Here is a 23,721-nt window from a genome sequence, read left to right as displayed (position 1 = left end):
TATGTTAGACCAAAAACAACAATCTAATTCATTTGAAGAACGTGTTGAAACGATTAAACAAGGCGGGGCACCGAAATATCATGAACAAAATAAAGCAAAAGGAAAATTATTTGTTCGAGATCGTTTAGCGCTTCTATTTGATAATGGCGAATATGTAGAAGATGCATTATTTGCTAACTGTGAACAAACAGGCTTACCTGCGGACGGCGTTGTAACTGCAACGGGTAAAATACATGGTCGTACTGCGTGTGTAATGGCTAATGATTCTACTGTAAAAGCTGGATCATGGGGATCACGCACAGTTGAAAAGATTTTACGTATTCAAGAAACAGCTGAAAAATTACGTGTTCCGTTATTTTATTTAGTCGACTCTGCTGGAGCGCGTATTACAGATCAAGTAGAAATGTTCCCAGGGCGCCGCGGTGCAGGAAGAATCTTCTATAATCAAGTGAAATTATCAGGTAAAGTTCCTCAAGTATGTTTATTATTTGGACCTTCTGCTGCTGGTGGTGCATATATTCCAGCCTTTTGTGACGTTGTAATGATGGTAGAAGGAAATGCATCTATGTATTTAGGATCTCCTCGTATGGCTGAGATGGTTATCGGTGAGAAGGTAACTTTAGAAGAGATGGGCGGAGCTCGTATGCATTGCTCTGTATCAGGATGCGGAGATGTTTTATGTAAGACAGAAGAAGATGCGATTACACAAGCAAGACAATACATTTCATATTTTCCAAACAACTACTTAGAAAAGACTCCATTGGTTACACCTCAAGAACCGAAACAATTCGATAAAACGTTAGAACAAATCATTCCAGAAAATCAAAATGCTCCTTTCAATATGAAAGATCTCATTAATAGAGTTATTGATGAAGGTTCATTCTATGAAGTAAAAAAATTATTTGCTCAAGAGCTAATTACAGGCTTAGCACGTATTGATGGTAAGCCAGTTGGTATTATTGCAAATCAGCCGCGTATGAAGGGCGGTGTATTATTTCACGATTCAGCTGATAAAGCTGCTAAGTTTATTAATTTATGCGATGCATATCATATTCCATTATTATTCCTTGCGGATGTACCAGGATTTATGATTGGTACAAAAGTAGAGCGTGCTGGTATTATTCGTCACGGTGCAAAAATGATTTCTGCAATGAGTGAAGCAACTGTACCGAAGATTTCTATCGTTGTTCGTAAAGCATATGGCGCTGGTTTATATGCGATGGCAGGTCCAGCATTTGAACCAGATTGCTGCCTGGCATTACCGACAGCCTCTATTGCGGTAATGGGTCCAGAAGCTGCGGTTAATGCTGTATATGCAAATAAAATTGCAGCTTTACCAGAAGAAGAGCGCGCTAGCTTCATTGCTGAAAAACGTGAAGAGTATAAGAAAGATATTGATATATACCACTTAGCATCAGAGATGGTGATTGATGGTATTGTTCATCCAAACAATTTACGTGAAGAGTTAAAAGGACGTTTCGAAATGTATATGAGTAAATATCAATTATTCACGGATCGTAAACATCCTGTATATCCAGTTTAAAAGCCCTAATTAGGGCTTTCTTGCTCAAAAAGTTAAGGAGGGGAAAACATTGAAACAAGCAGTTTGGTTTCCAACAGAAGAGTATAAGGAAAAAACACGTTTATATGGTTGGATGAAATCATTGGGATATGAAGACTATGAAACTTTTTATAATAAATCTATTGAGGAAACAGCTTGGTTTTGGGGAGAGGCAGAAAAAGCAGTAGGCTATCAATGGATGAAACCTTATACAGAAGTGTTAGATTTAGAAAATGGTACACCGTTTGCACAGTGGTATAATGGCGGAACATGTAACGTTGTAGAATCAGCTTTATCCCGCTGGCTTGCGGATGAAGAAACGAGAATACAGCCAGCACTTCAGTACGAAGGGGAAAATGGAACTTCAAAATCATTTACATATGAAGAGCTTGATAACTGGGTAAGCCGTGTTGCAAATGGTTTGAAACACGCGGGTATTGAGAAAGGTGACCGTGTAACAATTTATATGCCGATGATTCCAGAAACAGTTGTTGCGATGCTAGCTGTAATGAAAATCGGTGCAATTATTTCACCAATATTCTCAGGCTTTGCGTCTGATGCAGTCATGACACGTGTGCAAGCGGCAGGTTCAAAAATGATTATTACCGCAGATGGATTTTCACGCCGAGGAAAAATTGTTTCTTTAAAAGATGAAGTAGATAAAGCTTGTGAACATTGCCCAACTGTTGAAAAAGTGGTAATCGTTCGTCATGCAGGAAATGATTTTACACCACATAACTATGACTTTTCGTGGAGTACGCTAGAAAAAGAAAAACCATTCATACATGCCGAAGAAATGCAAAGTGATGATCCATTAATGCTCATTTATACATCAGGAACGACTGGTAAGCCGAAAGGAACAGTACACACGCATGCAGGATTTCCTTTGAAAGCAGCTTTTGATGCAGGATTTGGAATGAATATTAAACAAGGTGATCGTGTATTATGGGTAACTGATATGGGCTGGATGATGGGGCCGTTTCTATTATTCGGTTCACTCATTAATGGAGCAACGATGGTTATGTACGAAGGTGTTCCAGACTTCCCAGAAGCAGACCGGTTATGGGAGACAGTTGATAAATATGAAATTACTCATCTAGGTATTTCGCCAACGTTAATCCGAGCATTAATGGCAAAAGGTGATGAGTATGTCAATAAACATTCTTTAAAGAGTTTGGAAGTATTCGCATCAACAGGAGAACCTTGGAATCCTGATCCATGGATGTGGCTGTTTGAAACAGTTGGAAAAGGAAATGTTCCAATCTGTAACTACTCAGGTGGAACTGAAATCTCAGGTGGGATTTTCGGTAATGTTCTTATTAAGCCAATCGCACCGATTAGTTTTAACGCATCTTTACCAGGAATGGCAGCTGTCGTACTGGATGATCAAGGTAAACCAATTCGAGATGAAGTCGGAGAATTATGCTTAGAAAAACCTTGGGTAGGTATGACGAAAAGCTTCTGGGAAGATGATGAACGTTACGTGAACACATATTGGTCGCGTTTTGAAAATAAATGGGTCCACGGTGACTGGGTCATTTACGATGGTGAACAATATATCATCACAGGGCGTTCAGACGATACGTTAAATATTGCAGGTAAACGTATTGGACCTGCTGAATATGAATCTATTCTTGTGAAACATAACGATGTAATCGAAGCTGCTGCAATTGGTGTACCTGACGAAGTGAAAGGTGAAGTTTGTCATTGCTTTGCTGTATTACGAGAAGGGGTAATATTTACAGAAGATTTAAAGAAAGAATTAATGAGTTTAGTAAACTCACATATTGGAAAAGCATTGTGTCCTAAAGACATCCACGTTGTAGAAGATTTACCGAAAACACGTAATTCTAAAGTAATGCGCCGTGTTATTAAAGCAGCTTATTTAGGAAAAGAATTAGGTGATTTGTCGTCACTTGTAAATCCTGAAGTAGTACCGTTTATTCAAGGGTTACAGTCTAGTAAATTATAAAATTAGAAAGGAGCTCTATATAAACAGAGCTCCTTTTTTATGTTAATAAAAAGAAAAGAAGTGAATTTGATGAAGAAGAAAAATTCTACTATTAGTGTTAAGTATGTTTTTTGTTTTAATCAAAATACGATATTATGGAATGTCTATTCAATGGAGAAATACTAATTTACAACAACAAGGTGATGACAAAGCGCGACTGCTTATATGCCGGTTTAAACCTTTACGTATTAATATATAAAAAGCTGACTATACTCAGTCAGCTTTTTATATATTACATCCTAGTATTTATCTCGCTATTTGCCGGGCAGTAATACCCCCACCTCAAAATTCAGCGAAAGCAAGGAAGTAGGTGAGGGATCAACTTTCCGGAAAAGCCTGATTGATTCCAAAAGACATATTTTTTTCTTTACGTTGACATTAAAAATATTACCAATTTTTTCTTTTACAATGGCAACAAATAAAGAAACATTTACAACGACACTTATTTCGTTTAGAACTCCAATCATCATCACGATGACACTTTTCTTTAGATTTCCACCAATCATCATTACAATGTTTTTCCTTAGAACTCCAATCATCATCACAATGATGCTTTTCTTTAGATTTCCACCAATCATCACAACAATGCTTTTTCTGAGAACTCCAGCAATCATTTTTCCAGGACATTTATTTCTACCTCCTTTCAAAAGTGTTCATATTATTCTATGTTTTAATAAAAAAATGGCTTGTTTATTAACCTACTATTTTATCTTTATATGATAGAGTGTCTTCTACTCGATATAGAATTCATACAAACTATGCTAATTTTTAAGAGAAAGTGGAGAGAACTACTACTAGTTATGGTATTTTTCAATAAACATTTATTGAAGAAAATGTTCTGATTACAAATAATATCTTATTTTCGAGTACGCTTTTTAAATGTATATTTCACAATGAAAAATGGGAAATCCACAAATAAAGTCTATGTATATGTGAGTTAATGGGAAAATCTAGTGTGTTTTTAAGGGGCGTCTTATTAAAAGAAAAAGATTTGTTTTAGAAAGTGGTGTCTAAACATTAAATGGAGTAGGACTAAATTCACGGCCGCTCATTAAACAAGATTTTAATTAGGAGAAGTCTGTTTTTATAATGAATAATGAAAAGAAGGTTTGGTACAATTGTTTGTTTTTTTCTTTTTATGTGTTTGCCTCGTACCCTTTTAAGCTAGTGGACATAATTTACTAATAGAAAGGATTAGGGGGTGAGGTATTGGGTTCTCGATTTAATAATTGTAAAAAGAAGTGTACATGTAAACAAGATGATTGTTGGGAAGTATTCGAAGAGTGTAAAAAAGAACAGCATGAGAAATGTGATAATTCTTGTGTACAAGGAATTAGAGATGAACTTAAGAAATTAATTAATCGAACAGTTCAAATTAATACAGAGGGACGTACTTATGTAGGTACTGTTTCGTCTGTAAGTTGTGATGTAGTTAGGCTTGCGGCTATTCCTGGATCGGTTGGAGTAATTATTTCCATTTGTAAAATTGAAGCAATTTTCCCACCTGTTACAACGGTTACTGCTGACTTTGATTTTAATGGTATTGATGTAGCAAACAAAGCATAATTATGCTGCTTTTTTGTAAAGCCATTCACATGAATGGCTTTATTTTAATTTCATATAAAAGGAGAATATATTCTTTATATAGAAATAAGTTTGAGGTTATAAAGCATGATGTATGAAAGGAGCAAGGAAGTGATTAAACTAGAAAGCTTTAAGAAATCTGATTTTAAACAATTAATAAATTGGATTAACTCCGAAGAATTTCTAATACAATGGTCAGGAAATGCATTCACATTCCCTTTAGACGAACAGCAATTAGAGAAGTATATAGAAAGTGCAAATACACTCGCTTTCAAAGTGGTAGATGAAGTGACTTCAGACGTTATTGGTCATATTTCGCTTGGGCAAATAGATAATATTAATAAGTCCGCTAGAATTGGAAAAGTATTAGTTGGTAATACGAAGATGAGAGGACGTTCTATAGGAAAACATATGATGAAAGCAGTACTTCATATTGCTTTTGACGAATTAAAACTACATAGGGTAACTCTTGGTGTGTACGATTTTAATACATCGGCCATTTTCTGTTACGAAAAAATAGGGTTTGTAAAAGAAGGCTTATTAAGAGAGTCAAAAAGAGTAGGAGAAACGTATTGGAATTTATGGGAAATGAGTATGTTAGAATATGAATGGAAGAAGTAACAACAATAGTAATTTATAATTATATTATGTTAACAAAAGGGGCTTGGTGGGTATAGTGGATAATAAAACAAAAATAATTTCAATTGCAGCTGTTTCAGGGGGAGAGCTAGTATATTAAAACTGACAAAGAAACCATTTTTGAAAAGGCCCACCTGCATTGTTTCTGAGGAATAAGAGGGTGAGCCCTAATTAAACGAAACTGAATGAATCTGTAAAAATTGTAACTAAAGTATGCATCAACAAGGTATTGAAAGGGATGAATAGTAAACTTTACAGATTATTCCATATGTAACAAAACTGGTTAGCTTCTGATTTAAGCGCTACTAAATGATTATTATTAATAGAGTTATTCGTATACATTCTGTTCTTTTGGATGTTAAGTACCGTATAATTCACATCGTTTCGTTCATTTGAAAATGTTGATTCATTTAATAGTGTAAGTGTCGAGTTAATGTTGTATTTATCAATTCGCTCTTTTTTTCCTTTGAAAAACAGTTTGATAAGATGTGGCTCATTATTAATGAATAAGCCAAGTTCAGGTGATGAACGGACGATTAAATCATCTGATTTCCAATGTGATTTACCTGGATCAAACCAGGAGATGTCTTTATTTTTAATGAATTTTTTGTATTGCTTTATAACATCAATGTAGTTTTGTTTTTTTTTCTGATCAACCGTTTGTACTAATGTTTCGAAACATTCAAAAGGTAGTTTGTTTTGATGAAATTTAATAACAGTTTCTCGTAATTGTTTCCAGTAATCAAAAGCTGGTTGATATTCAGGTTGGGATTTTAGATTTTTTATAAAGTTTGTTTTAGCTGTACTACCTTTCAGTGTGAAGTCTAAAAATTGTGTAAGCCCTACTTTAATTTCTGTCATATTACATCACCCTTCCAAACATTATTCATTTAATAATAGACGAAATACCCTACATTTTTAAAGAAATGAGCTAGATGCTAGAAAACCTAATGTCCATGCACAATAGATACGGGAAAGCCAATCCGTAAGTATAAATGATGGACCATCCAATTGAAGATAAATTAGATAATGGTTACCAGGTGATAGGTTATTAATATAATCGGATAGTGAGGCGAGTTTAAAAGATAAGAATATAGATTATTTAGCTTGGATTTGAGAAAAAAGTGCATGGGAATAAAGAGGGATATAGGGAAATGGGCTCTCATCAAAAAATATAAGTTGGTATCAGTATACCGTAGAGAATGAGTGTATAGAACATACAAGTAAAAGTATTGGCTAGCACACTTAAAATAAGCCGTATAAAAAGTTAATCATCGTGTGCTTTGATTATATAATGTCGGCGAAATAAATAGTGTGAAGGACAGCGATCTTAACAAGTGTTTCATGTAACGTTCATGTACTTTAATTTTTTATAATTAATCAAATTTGAATTTTGTTTGTTGTTAAGAAAAGGTGAGAAGAAAATAAAAAAAGAGGGCTAATGCCCTCTTTTTTTATTAATTTGGTAATTAATCACAGATTGGTATCCCAAGCACTCTTAGAGCTAATGCTACTTGAAGGGAAATCTCTAATCTAGCAATTTCAATACCAGCTACTGAAAGAACTAAAAAAGGTTGTCCGTTTACAAATACAACGCAACTATCCATAGTTAAGCCTCCTTTCTAGTAATCTACTATAGTATATGAATAGAACTTTAATATGTAATAGTTAAATTGTTGGATTTAATAGAATTAATAGATTAACCCATTTAAACTAAACAAACGAACACAACGAACGGAAACAGAGATGGGTGTATGCCTCGAAAAACATAGGTTTTAAGACATGGGATATGAAATTCATCATATTGGTCAGCTGTCTATATGGGCGAGGCAGTTAAACTTGCAACCAGTTTCAGCAAATTTAATTGGAAGAGGATGATAGAATTAAAAACCGACTTGCATCTCAAACGCAAGTCGGTTTTTATATATAAGAAGATTTCTTAATTGAAATCCTCGGATTTTTTCTGACGTATATGTAAAAACATTAAGGTGGTAATGATTAAAAAAATCATTATAGTTTGTATAATTAAATTTTTAAACTGAAGCAATATTATCCACGATGTAAGGGTGTCTTTAAAAGCTTGGAGTGCAGAGTACGAGGAAGGATCAAAACCATACTGTAGCAACTTTTTTGTTTCAATAAATGAAATGTTTTCTTCATCTGCATCTAATATTACTGAAATTAGTCTAGTATCTTCAAGTTTTGCTGTACTGACAAAACTATAATTACCATTAGTTGAAAAACTAGTTTGTAAGCCATCAACACCTTGAAGTTTAATGTTTTCATTAAGGGAATATATCATTTTATTCGTATTGAAAACCTGGGAATCTTTGAAGGAAAATTGGTAAGAGGTTAGTTTCGTAATATTCAATACATCTGGAAAATCTTTTATTAATCGTGCTGCTAATTTAGCTACGTCTATTGCTGTTGTAGTTGATTGTTTATTTGTATCATTATTAATTCCAGTAGAGTTTAGAAATGGAGATGGTTGTAATAACTTTAGTTCTTTTGCTTTTTTATTCATTAATACTGTAAAGTTATCTTCATTTCCAGCAATGTGTTCTGCAAGAGCGAGTGCAGAACGATTATTCCCTGCCAGTAGCAATGCATGAAGTAAATCACGAACCGTTGTTTTATCATTCGATGTTACTTGTATAGGGCTTGTTTCTACTTGGAAAACTTCGTTACTTATTTGTACGAAGTCATCTAACTGTATTTTTCTATCATTTAGTTGCTCCAATACGATATATTCTGTCATTAATTTAGATAAAGCAGCTGATTGTACTGGAGTTTCTTCATTTTTTTTATAAACAATTTCACCTGAATTAGCATTTATTAAGATAGCTGATTTAGCTTGAATAATCGGACCATTTACATAAAGGTAAAAATATAAAACGATAAGTGCAGTAATGAAAAAAGATAATAATAAAATAGCGAATTTTTTTAAGAATTGCATAAGCGATCCTCCTATTATGACATCAATAATAGTATTGTAAAAAAGAATGCTTAATTAGGAAGAAAGAAAAGGTAAAGAATTTCTAAAGAATTATAAAGGATTATTAATTTTTTGTAATTAATGGAAAAAGTTCAATTTCTTATATGATAAGAAATTGAACTTTTTATTTGTGATATTAACCTTTGTAGGGGAGTAGTTTTACAGTGAAAGTTGTTTTTTCGTCATCACTATATACTTCAATTGTTCCTTTATGCAATTCGACTATACTTTTTGCAATTGCTAATCCAAGTCCAGATCCACCAGTGTTTGTAGAGCGCGATTTTTCAACGCGATAAAAACGTTCAAAAATATGAGGTAAATCCGTACTAGGAATAGGTTGTCCGTAATTTGTTATATCAATTGTAATCATATTATTGCTTTCATAAGCAGTAAGGTCAATATAGCGACCTTCGCTTCCATAAGCGATAGCGTTTATAATAAGATTTTCAAACACACGCACTAATTTGTCACCATCAGCTAATACCATGAGCTTTTGAGATGGGAAAGAAGGTCTACATTCTATATTAGCTTCTTGAACCTGTATTCGGAATTGAACAGTTAATTGTCCAAGTAACTCTACAATATCAATGGGGACAGAATACAAGCTTAACTCTTTATTTTGAACACGTGTATATTCGAACAAGTCATTCATTAATGCATTAAGACGAGTTACTTTATCATAAATGACTTGAATATAGTATCGCAATTCCACTTCATCTCTATAATTATCATGATGAATTAAATTTACGTATCCAACTATAGAAGTAAGGGGAGTACGTAAATCATGTGATACATTTGTAATAAGTTCACTCTTTGCTTGTTCCGCTTGTCTTTCTTCATCAATTGAGACTTTTAATTGTTCAACAATTTCATTGACCCCGATTGCTAACTCTTCCAAATAATTATGATTTACAACAGAAACTTTATGATTGAAGTTTCCATTTGCAATGTAACGAATTTCTTCTATCATTTTTTTTATACAAGTTTCATAGTAAAGTTTTCTCTCGTGACGATAAAAAATGTAAAGATAGGATGAAAAAATAGAAAATAAAAACAAATAAGAAACAATCATCATCCATAAAGATTCTTTAACCCCTTTATACTTTTCATAACCAAAAATTCGAATGAATTCTTTACCGAGCTCGGTTAGAGTAAGTGAACTTTCAATTACACTCGTAACGAGGCGATAAATAATTAATTCAGTAATAGGAGTGAGTGTGATAGCTAGTAAGAGCCAAAAAATAAGTTTCCATTTAGGGATATCTTTTAATATATCAAATGCTTCATTTCTCAATTTTATAGCCAACTCCCCAAACAGTGTGAATAAATTTTTCTCCATTCATTACCGTTTCAAGTTTATCCCGTAAGTTGCTAATATGGACCATTACCGTCTTATTTGAACCATAACCATCTTCATTCCAAACGCGTTCGAAAATTTCTTCTGAACTAAATACTCTTCCTGTATTACTCGCAAGTAAATATAAAATATCGAATTCAATAGAGGTTAGTTTAATATACTCTCCATTTACTTTAACAGTATGATTATGTTTGTGTATTTCAACAGAGCGAATACGAATAATACCATCTTCATTCTTTTGCGAAGTAGCATTTTGGAAAGATGATCTTCGTAATAAAGCTTTCACTCTAGCTACTAATTCTAATGGATTGAATGGTTTGATCATATAATCATCGGCACCTGTCATAAGACCTAATATTTTATCCATATCTTCTGCTTTTGCACTAAGCATTAGAATTGGTACAGTATTATTTTCACGTACTTCCTGACAAACTTCTAATCCGTTTCGTTTTGGCATCATAATATCCAAAATCATAAGGTCAACTTCATATGTAGAAACCTTCTGCAATGCTTCATCGCCATCATAAGCTTTATAAATGTTATAGCCTTCATTTCGCAAATAAACAGCAAGTAATTCAACAATTTCTTTATCATCATCAATAATTAATATGTTTTTATTCATTTTGTAGTTCCTTTCCTTACAAATCATCAACATTACTATAATATCAAACATTTATGTACTTGTAGCAATGATTCTGTATAAAATTTCATGTAACGTATTAAAAAGGAGTAAAAAGATTAATAACGAATATAAAATAACAAAGATATTTAAATTCTGCATTATACTGAAAGTTAGTTATAAGGGGGATTTTCTATGTTATATAATGATATATATTCATTTGCTCCAACTGGAAAAATAGACAATGATATTAAAGATTTTCTACTAAAATATAATAAAGAGTTTACATATAAACATTCAATTCGTGTGGCAAATGAGGCAAAAAAGATTGCAGAAAAGTTTCACGTAGATAAAGAAAAAGCAGCAATTGCAGGATATTTACATGATATTAGTGGCATTTTTCCGAATGAGGAGCGGATTGCAGTTGCTGAAGAATTTGGGGTAGAAATAGAGGGAGCAGAAAGAAAGTTTCCTATGATTATTCATCAAAAACTATCGAGAGTAATCGCAAAAGAAATATTTAAAGTAGAAGATGAAGACGTATTAGATGCAATTTGTTGTCATACTACACTGCGTAAACACCCAACAAAGATGGATTTAGTTTTATTTGTTGCAGATAAAATAGAATGGGATCAAAAGGGGACACCACCATATTTAATAGAAATAAAAAAAGGATTGGAAAAATCTTTGGAAAAAGCTGCTTTTGTATATATTTCATATTTGTGGGAAAGGAAAGATACATTGAAAGTTATACATCCGTGGCTAGAAGAAGCATATTGGTATTTAAAAAGAATTGTACAGTAGAAGGGACAAGGAAATGCAATTAAAAGAATATATGAATCAAACATTTCCAGGAGTTACATTAGTACCGTACTTATATTCTCAGTGGGGAAATCATTTGTATTTTGATTTTGGAAAAGATAAATATCAAATTGTAGAAGGAACCGACGATTTAAATATGGAATACTTTTCTCAGCTATATACATATAATAAATTCTTATTTGAAGACATATTTTCAAAAGAAGATGTAGTGTTTGTAGTGACAAATGTTTATAGATTTAAAAAGGAAAACACAAAAACTCCACAGAAAATAAATGTATACAATAAATATATTAAGAAAAGAGATTTAAGATTTCATATAAGACAAGAAACGTTACCGTTTCTATTTGAAGATGAAGAGGCAGATTTATCCCGCTATTTGCCGGGCAGTAAGACCCCCACCTCAAAATTCAGCGAAAGCAAAGAAGGTAGGTGGGGGGCGGGCTGCCCCTAAAAGCCCGATTGGTGAGGGCTGATAATCAGTGGGGGATGAACTGATTAAAGTTTCACATTATATTGTACATATCAATTTTCTTTAAAATGTCTTGCGGAAGATATTAAATATGAATCGCTTATACAAGCTGCTAATCATGAGGATTTCTCTGTTTTGTATCCTCGATTTGGACGGAAAAAAGAAATTTCTTATCCAGATGTATTTCTCATAAATGCAACGAAAGATATTGTCATGTTTATGTATGATGATAGAGGATGTGAAGTAATTGCGAAGAATAAAGAAATAATACGAGATTTATATAAGAAATATAAAGAATGGATTCCAGATTATGAACGAGAAAGTATAGATAACTTATTTAAATGACAATAGGGGAAGTGAAGCGTGTAATGAAACGTATTGCAATTGTATCTGCATGGGAACCAGAACTGACGTATTTGCATCAACATTATCCGAGTGAACGTGTTGAAAAAAGAGCAGCTTGGGAATTTCATTTTCATACTATCAATGAGCTGGAAATTATATCAGTTGTAACTGGTGTCGGTAAAGTAAGCTGCGCTAGTTGTGTACAATTGTTAATTAGTGAGTTTCAGCCAGATGAGTTGTTTATGACAGGAATATGCGGAAGTTTATCAAACAAAGTGAAAAACGGTCATATTGTAGTAGCACTAAACGCAATACAACACGATGTTACTGCTGCTGGCTCAGGAGAAGATGTTTTTAATTTATATAACGGTAGAACAGCACCTATTGAAACAACAAAATCACTTGTAAGAAGAATAAAAAAAATACGATTGTATGATCCGATACATTTCGGTACATTTTTATCTGGAGATCAACGTATTCGTAGTTCAGAAATGAGATATTTACTTCATACTGTATACGGAGCATTGGCAGTTGATCAAGAAGTAGCAGCTTTCGCCTATGTGTGTCAAATAAATAAAAAACCATTTTTATGTTTAAAAGCTGCTTCAGATCAAGCAAATGATAAAACGAAAGAAGAACAAAAAATCTTTAAAATGCTAGCATGCGAAAGAGCATGTGAGCATTTAATTGCTTTTTTACGTGTTTATGAGATTAATGTAGTAAATAATAGATAGTTTATTATAAAACAAATTAATAGTAAGTTATATGTAGGGAAATGTCCGTTCATTTCAAATTAAGAGCTGAAATTTATAATAGATGGAATATATTATATGGGTACATGTTGAGATTAATACAAGCAATTGGAGGGCAATTTTATATGATTCAATATAAAAGGTGTAGTGAAGTAAATATTGATTTAGTATATGAAGCTTTTAAAGATGGATTTTCCGATTATATTATTAAGATGGAAGTTTCAAAAGAGGGTTTTATACAACGTTTTTTTGGACCAGAAGGTAATTTGCTAGAACATTCTTTTCTTGCTTTAGACGGTGACAAATCAGTTGGCGTAATATTAGGTGGTATAAAGGATTATGAAAGTATAAAGACTATGCGCTGTGGAACATTAGCGGTTCATCCTAATTACCGCGGTATTGGTGTGAGTCAAAAATTATTTGAACTGCATAAAGAAGAGGCGATTCAACATGGATGTAAGCAACTTTTTCTCGAAGTCATTGTAGGAAACGACCGAGCGATTCATTTTTATAATAAGTTGGGCTATGAAAAAGTGTACGATCTTTCTTATTATAATTTAAATGATTTGACTAAAATAATGAATAAAGATTGTAAGGATATTGAAGTAAAACAATTAGAATTTCCAACTTTTAAAGATGAAATTCAGAAATGGTTAAACTTCCATATAAATTGGCAAAATGATGTTGATTATATCGAAAAAACAAATAATGTATTTTATGGTGCATATGTCGATAATGACTTAAAAGGCTCTCTATGTGTAAATGAACAAGGTAAAATTAGTTTTATTTTCGTAGACAAAGTTTATAGAAATATTGGTGTTGGGATGAAATTATTAGAAGTAGCAAGAGAAGAATTAATTTTATCAAGTTTATCAATTGGGTTTCCTAACAATAATTTACTGGAGGGTTTTTTAAAGAAATGTGGATTTGAAAAGAATTCTTTAGCGCAATATGAAATGTATTTATTACTCTAAAAGCGGAAGGGATTTATTCTTTTCGCTTTTTATTTTTTCTGTTAAGTTGGTAAATGCTTCGCAACTATAATTTGTAATGAGAGGAATTTGTTTATCCTTAAGTTATCTTTTTAATTGTCAATTTCATGCTAATAATTTTCTTTGTATAATATTCTAATTTTATGTAGAATAGATACGATGGGAGGGGATGAAATGAATAATGGATTAAAGTTTAAGATTTTTGAATTGCATTGTCTTGTTCAAAAGACTTATTCTGATATTAAAATAGCGTGTGATATTGCTATTTATCAAGAAAACACTTCTAAATATTTAATTTCATTAGGATTTTTAAATAAATCATATATGACTTATATAGAAGCAAAAAGATTCTATCGCGAAAATGAAGAGCTTGTAAGTGTAGAATTTGATAATTTCTTTGATATGTATGATAAATTAGAAAACGAATTAAAACAAGTTATTTCAACTGAAGATAAAAATCCTTCATTGCTACATAGCAGACTTGATCAGTTTCAACAGAAAGTTGAAAATATAAATGACCTAATAAAAGTATTGCAAAATGCTCGTTAATGAATGCTTTTTTCTTTTTTGTATAGAAATTATGTATTAAAAACATTTTAGGGATATTACATATTAAAGAGGTGGCTTTTGTTGATTACAAAAGTCATCTTTTTATGTTAGGAATAGATTGTATACATTTTAGCAGTTTCATATAAATAATAGGAATTTATACGAGGGGAATATCATGGGAAATAAAAAAGAAATAGCTATAGTTGCATTAACAACAGGATTCGTTTTAACAAGTGTAACGCCATATGGATTAGGTCATGCAGAGGAAACTGGTCAAATGCAAGTAGAAATTCAAGAGGATTCGTTCCGTACAGGTGATCTTACACAACCATCAAAAAAGGCGCCAGAGAATGTAGTGAAAGATGCACTTAAGGAAAATACGGAGCATGCTTTGTCTCCAAAACAAGTTAGTGCAGAAACAGGAGTAGATTACAAGGTTCTTCAAAAACGTGGTTCTTATGATGGAACTACACTTGTGCGCATGCAACAAATATATGAAGGAAAAGAAGTATATGGTCACCAGTTGACTGCTCACGTAGATAAAAAAGGTATTATTAAAAGTATTTCAGGAGATAGCGCACAAAATTTAACACAAGAAGATTTAAAGAAACCTATTAATTTATCAAAAGAAGAAGCAAAACAATATATTTATAAAAAGTACGGAAACGATACTAAATTTATTTCTGAGCCAGAAGTTAAGGCAGTTATTTTTGTTGATGAAAATCATGGACAGGCTAGCAATGCATATCAAGTTACATTTGCTGCTACAACACCAAATTATGTATCTGGAACTTATTTAGTGAATGCTCATAATGGTGAAATGTTAAAAGATATGGTACAAGAATCAAGTTTGAAAATAAGTGAAGAGTATGTTCAATCCGTTAAGGAAAATAAAACTAGCAATTTTACATCATTAACTGGAACAGGAAAAGATGATTTAGGCGTAACTCGTACATTTGGTATTTCTAAACAGACCAGTGGGAATTATGCGCTTGCTGATTACACAAGAGGACAAGGAATTGAGACATATGATGTAAATTATAGAGATATTACAAATGAAGAAAGTTATTATCCTGGTATACTAGCAACTAGCGTTTCAACAACATTTAATGATCCAAAGGCGGTAAGCGCTCATTTCTTAGCAACAAAGGTATACGATTTTTATAAAGAAAAATATAAGCGTAATAGTTTTGATAATAAAGGAAATAAAGTAGTTTCAGTTGTACATGCATGGGATTCTGGAGGAACAAATGATCCTGAAAATTGGGAAAATGCATTTAGTACTAATATTAATAACATTAGTATGCTTTTATATGGAGATCCTATGGTAAAAGCGTTCGATATAGCCGGTCATGAATTTACACATGCAGTTACATCAAGTGAATCTAACCTTGAATTTTCAGGAGAATCTGGGGCAATTAATGAGGCATTATCGGATATTATGGGAACGGCTATAGAGAAATACATAAATAATGGGGAATTTAACTGGACAATAGGAGAACAAACTGGATCGATTTTTCGTAATATGAAAAATCCAACTGCAATTAATTTTTCAGATGGACTACCGTATCCTGATGATTATAGTAAATATAATGATTTAAATGGAGAGGATTATGGAGGCGTTCATTTTAACTCAAGTATTATTAATAAAGTTGCGTATTTAATTGCACAAGGTGGTACTCATAACGGTGTAAATGTAAATGGCATTGGTGAAGATAAAATGTTTGATATTTTCTATTATGCAAATACTGATGAATTAAACATGACTTCTAATTTTTCTGAATTGAAATTGGCATGCCTTAAAGTGGCAACTAATAAATATGGAACGAACTCAATTGAAGTTCAAGCAGTCCAAAATGCTTTTGATGCTGCAAAAATTATAGAAAAAGTGAAAGAAAACGAAAAAACAGCAGAAAACCAAGCTCCAGAGTTAACTGTACCGTTTACGATTACACTACGTGTAGGAGATACGTTTGATCCAATGAGAAATGTAAAAGCTGTTGATAAAGAAGATGGTGATTTAACAAATAAAGTAAAGCATAAAGGCGATGTAAATACTTCAAAACCAGGTACATACATTGTGGAATACTTGGTTGTTGATTCTAAAGGCGGGAATGCAACGGCTATACAGACTGTAATTGTAGAGGGAAATGGAGAAATATCAGATTTAGAACCTAAATTAACAGTGCCTGTTGGAGCGATACTTCATGTAGGAGATTCATCTGTTCCAATGGCAGAAGTATTAGCTATCGATAAAGAAGACGGTGATCTCACTTCTAAAATTAAAGTCGATGGTGAAGTAGATACATCAAAAGCCGGTACTTACGTATTAACGTACACGGTTACAGATTCTAAAGGTCATGAAGTAACGGCGAAGCAAACTGTAACGGTCAAAGTTAGAGAAGAAATTAAAAATGAAAAACCAATACTAAAAGTACCTGCTACAACTTCGATTACTGAGGGTGATCAATTTGATCCGTTGATAGGAGTATCGGCTACTGACAAAGAAGACGGTGATCTTACTTCTAAAGTAGCGTATAAAGGAACTATAGATACAACTAAAGCTGGTATTTATGAAATAATATATAGTGTAAGAGATTCCGTGGGTAATGAGGTAAATACAATACAAAAAGTATTAGTGAAAGATAAAGAAACTAGCAAACCTAATGGTCTTGCTAATAAGACAAATAGCAATAGTATCTCAAATAACAGTAATACAGATAAAAAAGAATATACATATAAGGAGCTGCCAAAGACGGGTGTAAGTACAACTAACAGTGCAGCAATCGGCATATTGATGATTATTACAGGTACAGTACTCACTTTGATTCGCAAATTTAGAAAGATACAAAAATAATAGTAGGGATTATTCGTTTGAAGAAAAGAGTTCAGTATTCAAAAGAAATAAAGTAGAAAGTAAATAAAACGAAATATGGATTTTTTACTTATTAAGATTTTAATAGTTAAGCGGTACATTTGGCCTTTATAAAAATTTGCAGTTGGATACTATTCTGTCTACAGAACTATATTACATATAAAACACGTTACTATTCTTTTATTTTAATGAGAATAGTAACGTGTTTTTTGATTTGAAAATAGCATAAATCCTATAGCTCATGAATATAGGAGTACTTCTAATTTGCCATTGATAAGTTACTGAAAACACTTTGCTTTAATGGAAGTGTCACTCTAAATGACAACATGAGATTTTCGATATTTACCAGGTGTTTCATTGGTGAATTTTTTAAAAATTTTAGTAAAATAACTTTGATCGCTAAAATTAAGCGAAGCGCATATGTCTGATAAGGGATAGGTGGTGAAAGTTAATAATTTCTTTGCTTCTTCGATTCGTTCACGTTGAATGTACTCAATTAATGAAATACCGACTTCTTTTTTAAATAATATAGATAAATAATCTGAATTCACATTTGCAAATTTAGCAAGTTGTTTAACAGATATTGGATTGTAAATGTTTTTAAAAATGTAGTTTTTGCAAATAGCAATAGTCTGTGAATGTTGCTGTGTTTTTTGTGCCTTTACACGGTCTGCAAAGGTACAAAAAGCATTTTTTAATAAATCCCAAACAGATTCTTTGTCTTTTAAATTTTCTGTTCTTTGAATATGTAAATCATAAATTTTGTAAGCTATCCCAGATGGAAGACCCCCTTTTATCGCATATCTAGTGGCGAGCGTAATGGATGAAATACAAATGTTTTTATGACGTCTTAATTGATGGAATGAAGATAAAGATGAAAGAGTCTCTTGTTGGAATTCGTAATAATATTTGAGCACGGTTTCTTTATCCCCGTTTTCTATAGAACCAAGTAGTTGCTGCTCTATATATAAATTATGATAAATGGATTCGTCTTTTTGCATTGAAATATATACATCTTCGTTTAAGATTCTGCTATGACTTATATGAAGTGAGTCACTGTTATTTGAAAATGTGCTTACATCTGAATTTTTTTTATAGAGAATGTTATAGAACAATATTGCTATATTTACAAAGAAATTTTGATCTTTGACTGACAATGAAAAATAATGGTCTCTTGTTCTTTTATAATTTGGAATAAAATTAAGTTTACTATCCGCTTTACTTGTAGAAAAATTTACATGTGCCAAGGGCCCAATAATAACAGTACCGTTCACCATATAATCGCTCTTTATGTGAATTAAAATGAAGTGCCCTAGATGTTCGTGAGTTCTGAAGATGGGGGAATTATATGTATCATTTCTCTGAAAAAGCACATGTAACTGTTCTATTTTTGATGTATACAACAAGTGTGAATCATTTTTTGATGTGAATTCTAAAAGGATATTTTTGTTACAATCTAAAAAACAAACTGGAATTTCAAAAGATTGGAAAAACATATTGCAAATGTACTCTATCTCAACTAGACTGAGCTTTTTAGTCATATTCTTCCTCCTTACAGTTATGCGTAATAGTTAAATAAACATATATTCCTTTTTTCATAAGTAGAAACGGAAAACCTTTATTAATAAAAAATATAAATAAAAGTTATAAACTTCTAAGAATAATACCATAATTTAACATGAATAGCACATATTATTTGAATATACAGGTAATAGTTTTGGACAGTAGCGTAAAATATGAATCGTCACACTTATTTGTTGGTTATTACTTATATGTATTAAAAATGATTAAGGTTGGATTTTAAATAGGGATAGGAAGTGAGAAATTAATAGATTGACAGTAAGTGACTAGTCGAAATTAGCAGTGAAAGCTATTATGTAACAAATGTAATGATTTTTGAAGTAGAGATATAAGTGTAATTTAGGGGAGAAAATTACATATATCATGTGGAGAGACAACGTAATAATAGAAGATAAGAAATGTGAATAAGTGATTGTAAACAATGGATTGTTGGACGACTATGTTTTATGTTATTCGTTTAAATCTGATACTTGGCACACTATTGCTTTTAAGAAGGTAATAGTAATAAAGAGATTTTTAAAATGATAGAAGTAGTAAAGGGGATAAGAGAAATGAAAAAAATATTTAGTGTGCTTTTAGTGTTATTCTTAACATTTTCTACATGGTCTAGTGTATTAGTAAAGGCAGATTCACCATCTAAAGGTACTTTAACGATTCATAAGTATGAACAAGAAAAAGATGGAGCGCAGGGACTAGAAGGTGACGGTTCTGCAAATCAAGAGGTGCCAAAAGATGCGAAACCATTAAAAGGTGTAACGTTTGAAGTGAAAAAGGTTGCGTCTTTTGAAAAAATTTCAAACGATGGGAAAATCGTGAAAGAAGATGTGAAACCTGTAATGGGAGCAACTCCAACGCAAGTAGTAACAGATGATAACGGACAAGCTGTATTAAAAGATATTTCACTAGGACGTTATGAGGTGAAAGAAGTGGCAGGACCTCCACATGTTAATCTAAATCCCAATACGTATACAGTGGATATCCCATTAACGAATAAAGAGGGTAAGGTGCTAAACTATGATGTTCACATGTATCCTAAAAATGAGGTTAAACGTGGTGCAGTGGATTTAATAAAAACTGGTGTAAATGAAAAAGCATTAGCAGGTGCAGTATTCTCTTTATTTAAAAAAGACGGTACAGAAGTGAAAAAAGAGTTAGTAACAGATGCTAATGGTCATATTCGCGTGCAAGGATTGGTGTATGGAGAATACTATTTCCAAGAAACAAAAGCTCCGAAAGGCTATGTAATAGATCCAACTAAACGTGAGTTTTTTGTTAAGAACTCCGGAACAATTAATGAAGATGGAACTATTACTTCTGGTACAGTAGTTAAATTAGAAGTGAAAAACTATGAAGAACCAATAATTGATAAAAAGATTAACGGAAAATTGGAAGCGTTACCGATCAATCCGTTAACTAATTATAATTATGATATTAAAACATTAATTCCAGAAGACATTAAGGAATACAAAAAATATGTGGTAACAGATACTTTGGATAATCGTTTAGTGATTCAAGGAAAGCCAATCGTGAAAATTGATGGAGCAGAAGTAAATGCAAGCATTGTAGAGGTAGCTATAGAAGGTCAAAAAGTAACAGCTACAGTAAAAGATTTCACAAAATTAGATGGTAAAAAAGAATTTCATTTGCAAATTAAATCTCAAGTAAAAGAAGGAGTACCATCTGGTTCGGAAATTTTAAATACAGCAAAAATTGATTTTACAAATAAAAATGATGTAATTGAAGAAAAGGAATCTAAACCTGTAGTTGTTGTTCCAACAACTGGAATAATTGAGTTAACAAAAATTGATGGTGCTAATAAGAATAAATTAAAAGGTGCAGAGTTTGTACTTAAAGATAAAAATGGAAAAATAGTTGTTGTAGCAGGAAAAGAAGTAACAGGTGTATCAGATGAAAATGGTGTTATTAAATGGTCTAACATTCCATATGGAGACTATCAAATTTTCGAAACGAAAGCTCCAACATATACAAAAGAAGATGGTACAAAAGCTTCTTATCAATTATTAAAAGATCCCATTGATGTAAAGATTAGCGAAAATAATCAAACGGTTAAATTAACGATTGAAAATAATAAAAGTGGATGGGTTCTTCCGGTAACGGGTGGCATAGGAACGACTCTTTTTACTGTAATAGGTCTTACGTTAATGGTTACAGCGGCATTTGTTTTCTTTAGAAAAAAGTCTGCTAATAATTAAGATTTTAGGAACATGTAACTATGGGAAAAGGGGAGAAGCAAAATGCTTCCCTCTTTTCGATATTTAAGCATATACAGAGGTGGAAATATGAAACGAAATCTTGTTTTGGGAGGTATTTTTTTATTTGGATTAGGTGTTTTTTTATATCCTACTATTAGTAATTGGTTGGCGACTCGTGCACATTATTCTGAGATTAGCTCTTACGATAAGAATATCAAAGCATTACAAAAGAAAGAAGTCGAACGTAGGGAAAAAGAAGCAGCCGAATATAATAAACAAGTTCACACTTCCACGAAAACATTTACTGATCCATTTTCTGAAAAAAAAAGTAATCATCAAGCATATGCTGATGCGTTAAATTTAGGAGATGTAATGGGGTATATTGAAATATCGAAAATTAATATAAAACTGCCAATCTATCAAGGGACATCTGAGGAAGTATTGAGCCGCGGGATAGGTCATTTAGATTTTTCTTCGCTCCCGATAGGTGGAGAAAATACGCACACTATTTTAACAGGGCATCGTGGTTTACCATCAGCAAAATTATTTACAGATTTAGATAAGTTGAGTGAAGGAGATCTTTTTTATATTCATTCTTTAGACAAAGTTCTTGCTTATAAAGTAGATCAAATTAAAGTAGTGTTACCACACGAAACGGACGATCTACAAATTGTAGAAAATAAAGATTATACAACTTTAATTACGTGTACGCCTTATGGAGTAAACACCAATAGGTTGCTAGTTCGAGGTGTGCGTGTGGAGTTAAACGGGAAAGAAAAACAAAAAGTGAGTACAGAGATATTTATATTTAATAAGTGGACTGTAATAGTTCCAATCCTATTGTTATGTGTGTTTCTAGTCGTAATTTATAAGAAAAGGTTAACTCGATAGAATGTATTTATTTATCCTGCATTAATGGGAAGTGGGACCGGAAATTCAGAGATAAGTAAAGAAAGTATATAAAGTATATAAAAGATGAAGTAAATCCTCATTGGTGAATATGTCATTTTATTCGACTATAGAAAAAATACGGTAAAGGTGGGAACAAAGGAATTGAGGCTACGATTAAAGCTGGTAAGTATTCATTTTATTGTTTTGTTAATGTTAAGTGTAAGTTTTGTCATATATGTACCAAAAGAAGTATATGGATCCACGACAAACTTAGAAGGTCTAGGTGATATATCGCGTTATAATGCAGTTGTCTTTGGTAACCATAAAGCAATAGGTGGCGACATTGAAGGAGCAACTGCAGTTCAAGGTGATATGGATGCATCGGGGTATACAATTGTAGGTGCTGCAGCGGGAACATCTAATATAGTAGGTGAAAAATGGGTTGATGAGGGATATCCGTCCTTGTTGTTGTCTGGAAAATTTAAGAAATCAAGAGAAGAATCTTTTATCATTCAAAACGGAATAGTAGTAATGACAAAAGAGAGTGATCCAGATCGCATCATACAATCCTCTTATGATCGTATCGTTTATAAAGAAAAACTAGAAATTGACGCGAAATTTAATGAATTTCGCAATATAGTGAACCAAGTCAGTAAAAATGCAGGTCAATATAAAACAAATACCCCAATTCCAAATATGAGTCATGGAATCGGAAAAGATATAAACAATCCTAATATTTATGTTTCATCAGAATTGACAGGGAAAATTAATTTAGATATAAGAGATGTATTTTTACCAAATGCTAAGGACAAAGATTTTATTGTTATGTATTCGGATGCAACAGAGGTTACATTTAAAAATGGGTCTATTCTATATGACACGAACAATATTGGAAGGGCTACAGATATAGTTCCTACATCACAACCATATTCTCCTAATTCCCCGTTTACTCAGCTATATGGGAAAGTGATTTGGGTTTTTCCAAATGCGAAAAAAATTATAACAGAGGGATATGGTGTCGTTGGTAGTGTGTTTGCCCCAAATGCTGTATTAGAAACAAAAGGCGGTTCGATTAATGGACAAGCATTTGTCGGTGCGGTACAACAAACTGGTGGATTTGAATTTCACAATTTCAAATTTAACTGGCAACATTGGAACAAGCCTAGTACTGGAAAAGTAAAAATAAAAAAAGTTGATAGTAATAATGATAATAAAAAATTGGTCGGAGCAAAGTTTCATATAGAAGATCCAAAAGGAAAAATAGTTGGAGAACTATTAACAAATGAAGAAGGAGAAGCGATATCAAAAGACTTACCAATAGGAAACTATATCCTTGTAGAAATAGAAGCGCCAAAAGACTATGAATTATTAAAAGAAAAAATAACTGTAAAAATAGAAAAAGATGCAGTAGTAGAAATTAAAATAGGAAATAAGAAATTGCCAGATCCAATAGGAAAAATGAAGTT

At 32.3% G+C, this 23,721-nt stretch carries 19 protein-coding genes and 2 pseudogenes; 14 read left to right on the top strand and 7 right to left on the bottom strand.

Annotated features, from left to right (window positions below):
- Window position 1: 1 nt before the first annotated feature.
- Entirely contained in the window at window positions 2-1,543 is a 1,542-nt protein-coding gene (locus MR160_RS14180; protein WP_063675383.1) for an acyl-CoA carboxylase subunit beta, read from the top strand.
- 49 nt (window positions 1,544-1,592) lie between these two features.
- The gene (locus MR160_RS14175) at window positions 1,593-3,533 is read left to right on the top strand and encodes an AMP-binding protein (RefSeq protein ID WP_098832876.1); all 1,941 of its coding nucleotides are present in this window, start codon (window positions 1,593-1,595) and stop codon (window positions 3,531-3,533) included.
- 293 nt (window positions 3,534-3,826) lie between these two features.
- Here MR160_RS14175 and MR160_RS35130 read toward each other — a convergent pair whose 3' ends face one another.
- Complete coding sequence (locus MR160_RS35130) at window positions 3,827-4,219, bottom strand: hypothetical protein (RefSeq protein WP_325098324.1); 393 nt, start codon at window positions 4,217-4,219, stop codon at window positions 3,827-3,829.
- 562 nt (window positions 4,220-4,781) lie between these two features.
- On the opposite strand from MR160_RS35130, the gene MR160_RS14165 reads away from it, so the two are divergent.
- Window positions 4,782-5,138, top strand: a complete 357-nt coding sequence (locus tag MR160_RS14165) for a hypothetical protein (protein ID WP_000535577.1) — start codon at window positions 4,782-4,784, stop codon at window positions 5,136-5,138.
- A gap of 105 nt (window positions 5,139-5,243) precedes the next feature.
- On the top strand, window positions 5,244-5,777 hold the full coding sequence (locus MR160_RS14160; RefSeq protein ID WP_000990084.1) for a GNAT family N-acetyltransferase: 534 nt from the start codon (window positions 5,244-5,246) through the stop codon (window positions 5,775-5,777).
- A gap of 270 nt (window positions 5,778-6,047) precedes the next feature.
- On the opposite strand, the gene MR160_RS14155 is transcribed toward MR160_RS14160, so the two are convergent.
- The gene (locus MR160_RS14155; RefSeq protein ID WP_000136050.1) at window positions 6,048-6,656 is read right to left on the bottom strand and encodes a hypothetical protein; all 609 of its coding nucleotides are present in this window, start codon (window positions 6,654-6,656) and stop codon (window positions 6,048-6,050) included.
- A gap of 608 nt (window positions 6,657-7,264) precedes the next feature.
- Entirely contained in the window at window positions 7,265-7,402 is a 138-nt protein-coding gene (locus MR160_RS14150) for a DUF3956 domain-containing protein (RefSeq protein WP_000376554.1), read from the bottom strand.
- Window positions 7,403-7,583: 181 nt separating this feature from the next.
- Between MR160_RS14150 and MR160_RS14145 the strand changes: the two are divergent.
- Window positions 7,584-7,673 (top strand): annotated as a pseudogene (locus MR160_RS14145) (DinB family protein); the annotation flags it as partial.
- Between the two features lie 61 nt (window positions 7,674-7,734).
- Here the strand turns inward: MR160_RS14145 and MR160_RS14140 are convergent.
- From MR160_RS14140 to MR160_RS14130, 3 genes are all read right to left on the bottom strand, one after another.
- The gene (locus tag MR160_RS14140) at window positions 7,735-8,751 is read right to left on the bottom strand and encodes a D-alanyl-D-alanine carboxypeptidase family protein (protein ID WP_242297604.1); all 1,017 of its coding nucleotides are present in this window, start codon (window positions 8,749-8,751) and stop codon (window positions 7,735-7,737) included.
- Window positions 8,752-8,926: 175 nt separating this feature from the next.
- Window positions 8,927-10,084, bottom strand: a complete 1,158-nt coding sequence (locus tag MR160_RS14135; protein WP_001243314.1) for a sensor histidine kinase — start codon at window positions 10,082-10,084, stop codon at window positions 8,927-8,929.
- Window positions 10,074-10,769 (bottom strand): response regulator transcription factor, encoded by a 696-nt coding sequence (locus tag MR160_RS14130; RefSeq protein ID WP_001038808.1) that lies wholly within the window; start codon window positions 10,767-10,769, stop codon window positions 10,074-10,076. The genes MR160_RS14135 and MR160_RS14130 overlap by 11 nt, the downstream gene beginning before the upstream one ends.
- A gap of 192 nt (window positions 10,770-10,961) precedes the next feature.
- Between MR160_RS14130 and yqeK the strand changes: the two genes are divergently transcribed.
- The 6 genes and pseudogenes from yqeK to MR160_RS14095 all read left to right on the top strand — a co-directional run bounded on the left by yqeK (window position 10,962) and on the right by MR160_RS14095 (window position 17,552).
- A complete protein-coding gene (gene yqeK / locus MR160_RS14125; RefSeq protein ID WP_000966599.1) occupies window positions 10,962-11,570 on the top strand; it encodes a bis(5'-nucleosyl)-tetraphosphatase (symmetrical) YqeK in 609 nt (202 codons plus the stop codon).
- A gap of 13 nt (window positions 11,571-11,583) precedes the next feature.
- Window positions 11,584-12,402 (top strand): annotated as a pseudogene (locus tag MR160_RS35320) (DUF3885 domain-containing protein).
- On the top strand, window positions 12,399-13,136 hold the full coding sequence (locus tag MR160_RS14110; RefSeq protein WP_002082744.1) for a phosphorylase family protein: 738 nt from the start codon (window positions 12,399-12,401) through the stop codon (window positions 13,134-13,136). The pseudogene MR160_RS35320 and the gene MR160_RS14110 overlap by 4 nt, the downstream one beginning before the upstream one ends.
- Window positions 13,137-13,279: 143 nt before the next feature.
- Window positions 13,280-14,128 carry a GNAT family N-acetyltransferase gene (locus tag MR160_RS14105; RefSeq protein WP_000617064.1) on the top strand — a complete coding sequence of 283 codons (849 nt, stop codon included), beginning with the start codon at window positions 13,280-13,282 and terminating at the stop codon, window positions 14,126-14,128.
- A gap of 192 nt (window positions 14,129-14,320) precedes the next feature.
- Complete coding sequence (locus MR160_RS14100; protein WP_001059022.1) at window positions 14,321-14,695, top strand: hypothetical protein; 375 nt, start codon at window positions 14,321-14,323, stop codon at window positions 14,693-14,695.
- Window positions 14,696-14,870: 175 nt separating this feature from the next.
- A complete protein-coding gene (locus tag MR160_RS14095; protein ID WP_000527047.1) occupies window positions 14,871-17,552 on the top strand; it encodes a M4 family metallopeptidase in 2,682 nt (893 codons plus the stop codon).
- A gap of 332 nt (window positions 17,553-17,884) precedes the next feature.
- Here MR160_RS14095 and MR160_RS14090 read toward each other — a convergent pair whose 3' ends face one another.
- On the bottom strand, window positions 17,885-19,111 hold the full coding sequence (locus MR160_RS14090; RefSeq protein WP_000162841.1) for a helix-turn-helix domain-containing protein: 1,227 nt from the start codon (window positions 19,109-19,111) through the stop codon (window positions 17,885-17,887).
- A 591-nt stretch (window positions 19,112-19,702) separates the two neighbouring features.
- Here MR160_RS14090 and MR160_RS14085 point away from each other — a divergent pair.
- From MR160_RS14085 to MR160_RS14075, 3 genes are all read left to right on the top strand, one after another.
- Window positions 19,703-21,364, top strand: a complete 1,662-nt coding sequence (locus MR160_RS14085) for an LPXTG cell wall anchor domain-containing protein (RefSeq protein ID WP_082180164.1) — start codon at window positions 19,703-19,705, stop codon at window positions 21,362-21,364.
- A gap of 87 nt (window positions 21,365-21,451) precedes the next feature.
- Window positions 21,452-22,255 (top strand): class C sortase, encoded by an 804-nt coding sequence (locus MR160_RS14080; protein WP_079997319.1) that lies wholly within the window; start codon window positions 21,452-21,454, stop codon window positions 22,253-22,255.
- A 162-nt stretch (window positions 22,256-22,417) separates the two neighbouring features.
- Window positions 22,418-23,721: collagen-binding domain-containing protein (locus MR160_RS14075; protein ID WP_242297602.1), on the top strand; the 1,304-nt coding region annotated here is incomplete at its 3' end.

It is taken from the genome of Bacillus cereus group sp. BfR-BA-01382, from assembly GCF_022663475.1.
Classification (GTDB): Bacteria; Bacillota; Bacilli; order Bacillales; family Bacillaceae_G; genus Bacillus_A; species Bacillus_A thuringiensis_S.
This window is presented reverse-complemented; position numbering and strand designations above follow the sequence as displayed.

Excerpts from the sequence above, each read along its gene's own strand:
- MR160_RS14150 (WP_000376554.1), bottom strand. The coding sequence starts at position 7,402 with ATGGATAGTTGCGTTGTATTTGTAAACGGACAACCTTTTTTAGTTCTT.
- MR160_RS14160 (WP_000990084.1), top strand. The coding sequence starts at position 5,244 with ATGATGTATGAAAGGAGCAAGGAAGTGATTAAACTAGAAAGCTTTAAG.
- MR160_RS14080 (WP_079997319.1), top strand. The coding sequence starts at position 21,452 with ATGAAACGAAATCTTGTTTTGGGAGGTATTTTTTTATTTGGATTAGGT.
- MR160_RS14090 (WP_000162841.1), bottom strand. The coding sequence starts at position 19,111 with ATGACTAAAAAGCTCAGTCTAGTTGAGATAGAGTACATTTGCAATATG.
- MR160_RS14100 (WP_001059022.1), top strand. The coding sequence starts at position 14,321 with ATGAATAATGGATTAAAGTTTAAGATTTTTGAATTGCATTGTCTTGTT.
- yqeK (WP_000966599.1), top strand. The coding sequence starts at position 10,962 with ATGTTATATAATGATATATATTCATTTGCTCCAACTGGAAAAATAGAC.
- MR160_RS14105 (WP_000617064.1), top strand. The coding sequence starts at position 13,280 with ATGATTCAATATAAAAGGTGTAGTGAAGTAAATATTGATTTAGTATAT.
- MR160_RS14140 (WP_242297604.1), bottom strand. The coding sequence starts at position 8,751 with ATGCAATTCTTAAAAAAATTCGCTATTTTATTATTATCTTTTTTCATT.
- MR160_RS14095 (WP_000527047.1), top strand. The coding sequence starts at position 14,871 with ATGGGAAATAAAAAAGAAATAGCTATAGTTGCATTAACAACAGGATTC.
- MR160_RS14110 (WP_002082744.1), top strand. The coding sequence starts at position 12,399 with ATGACAATAGGGGAAGTGAAGCGTGTAATGAAACGTATTGCAATTGTA.
- MR160_RS14155 (WP_000136050.1), bottom strand. The coding sequence starts at position 6,656 with ATGACAGAAATTAAAGTAGGGCTTACACAATTTTTAGACTTCACACTG.
- MR160_RS14130 (WP_001038808.1), bottom strand. The coding sequence starts at position 10,769 with ATGAATAAAAACATATTAATTATTGATGATGATAAAGAAATTGTTGAA.
- MR160_RS14085 (WP_082180164.1), top strand. The coding sequence starts at position 19,703 with ATGAAAAAAATATTTAGTGTGCTTTTAGTGTTATTCTTAACATTTTCT.
- MR160_RS14180 (WP_063675383.1), top strand. The coding sequence starts at position 2 with ATGTTAGACCAAAAACAACAATCTAATTCATTTGAAGAACGTGTTGAA.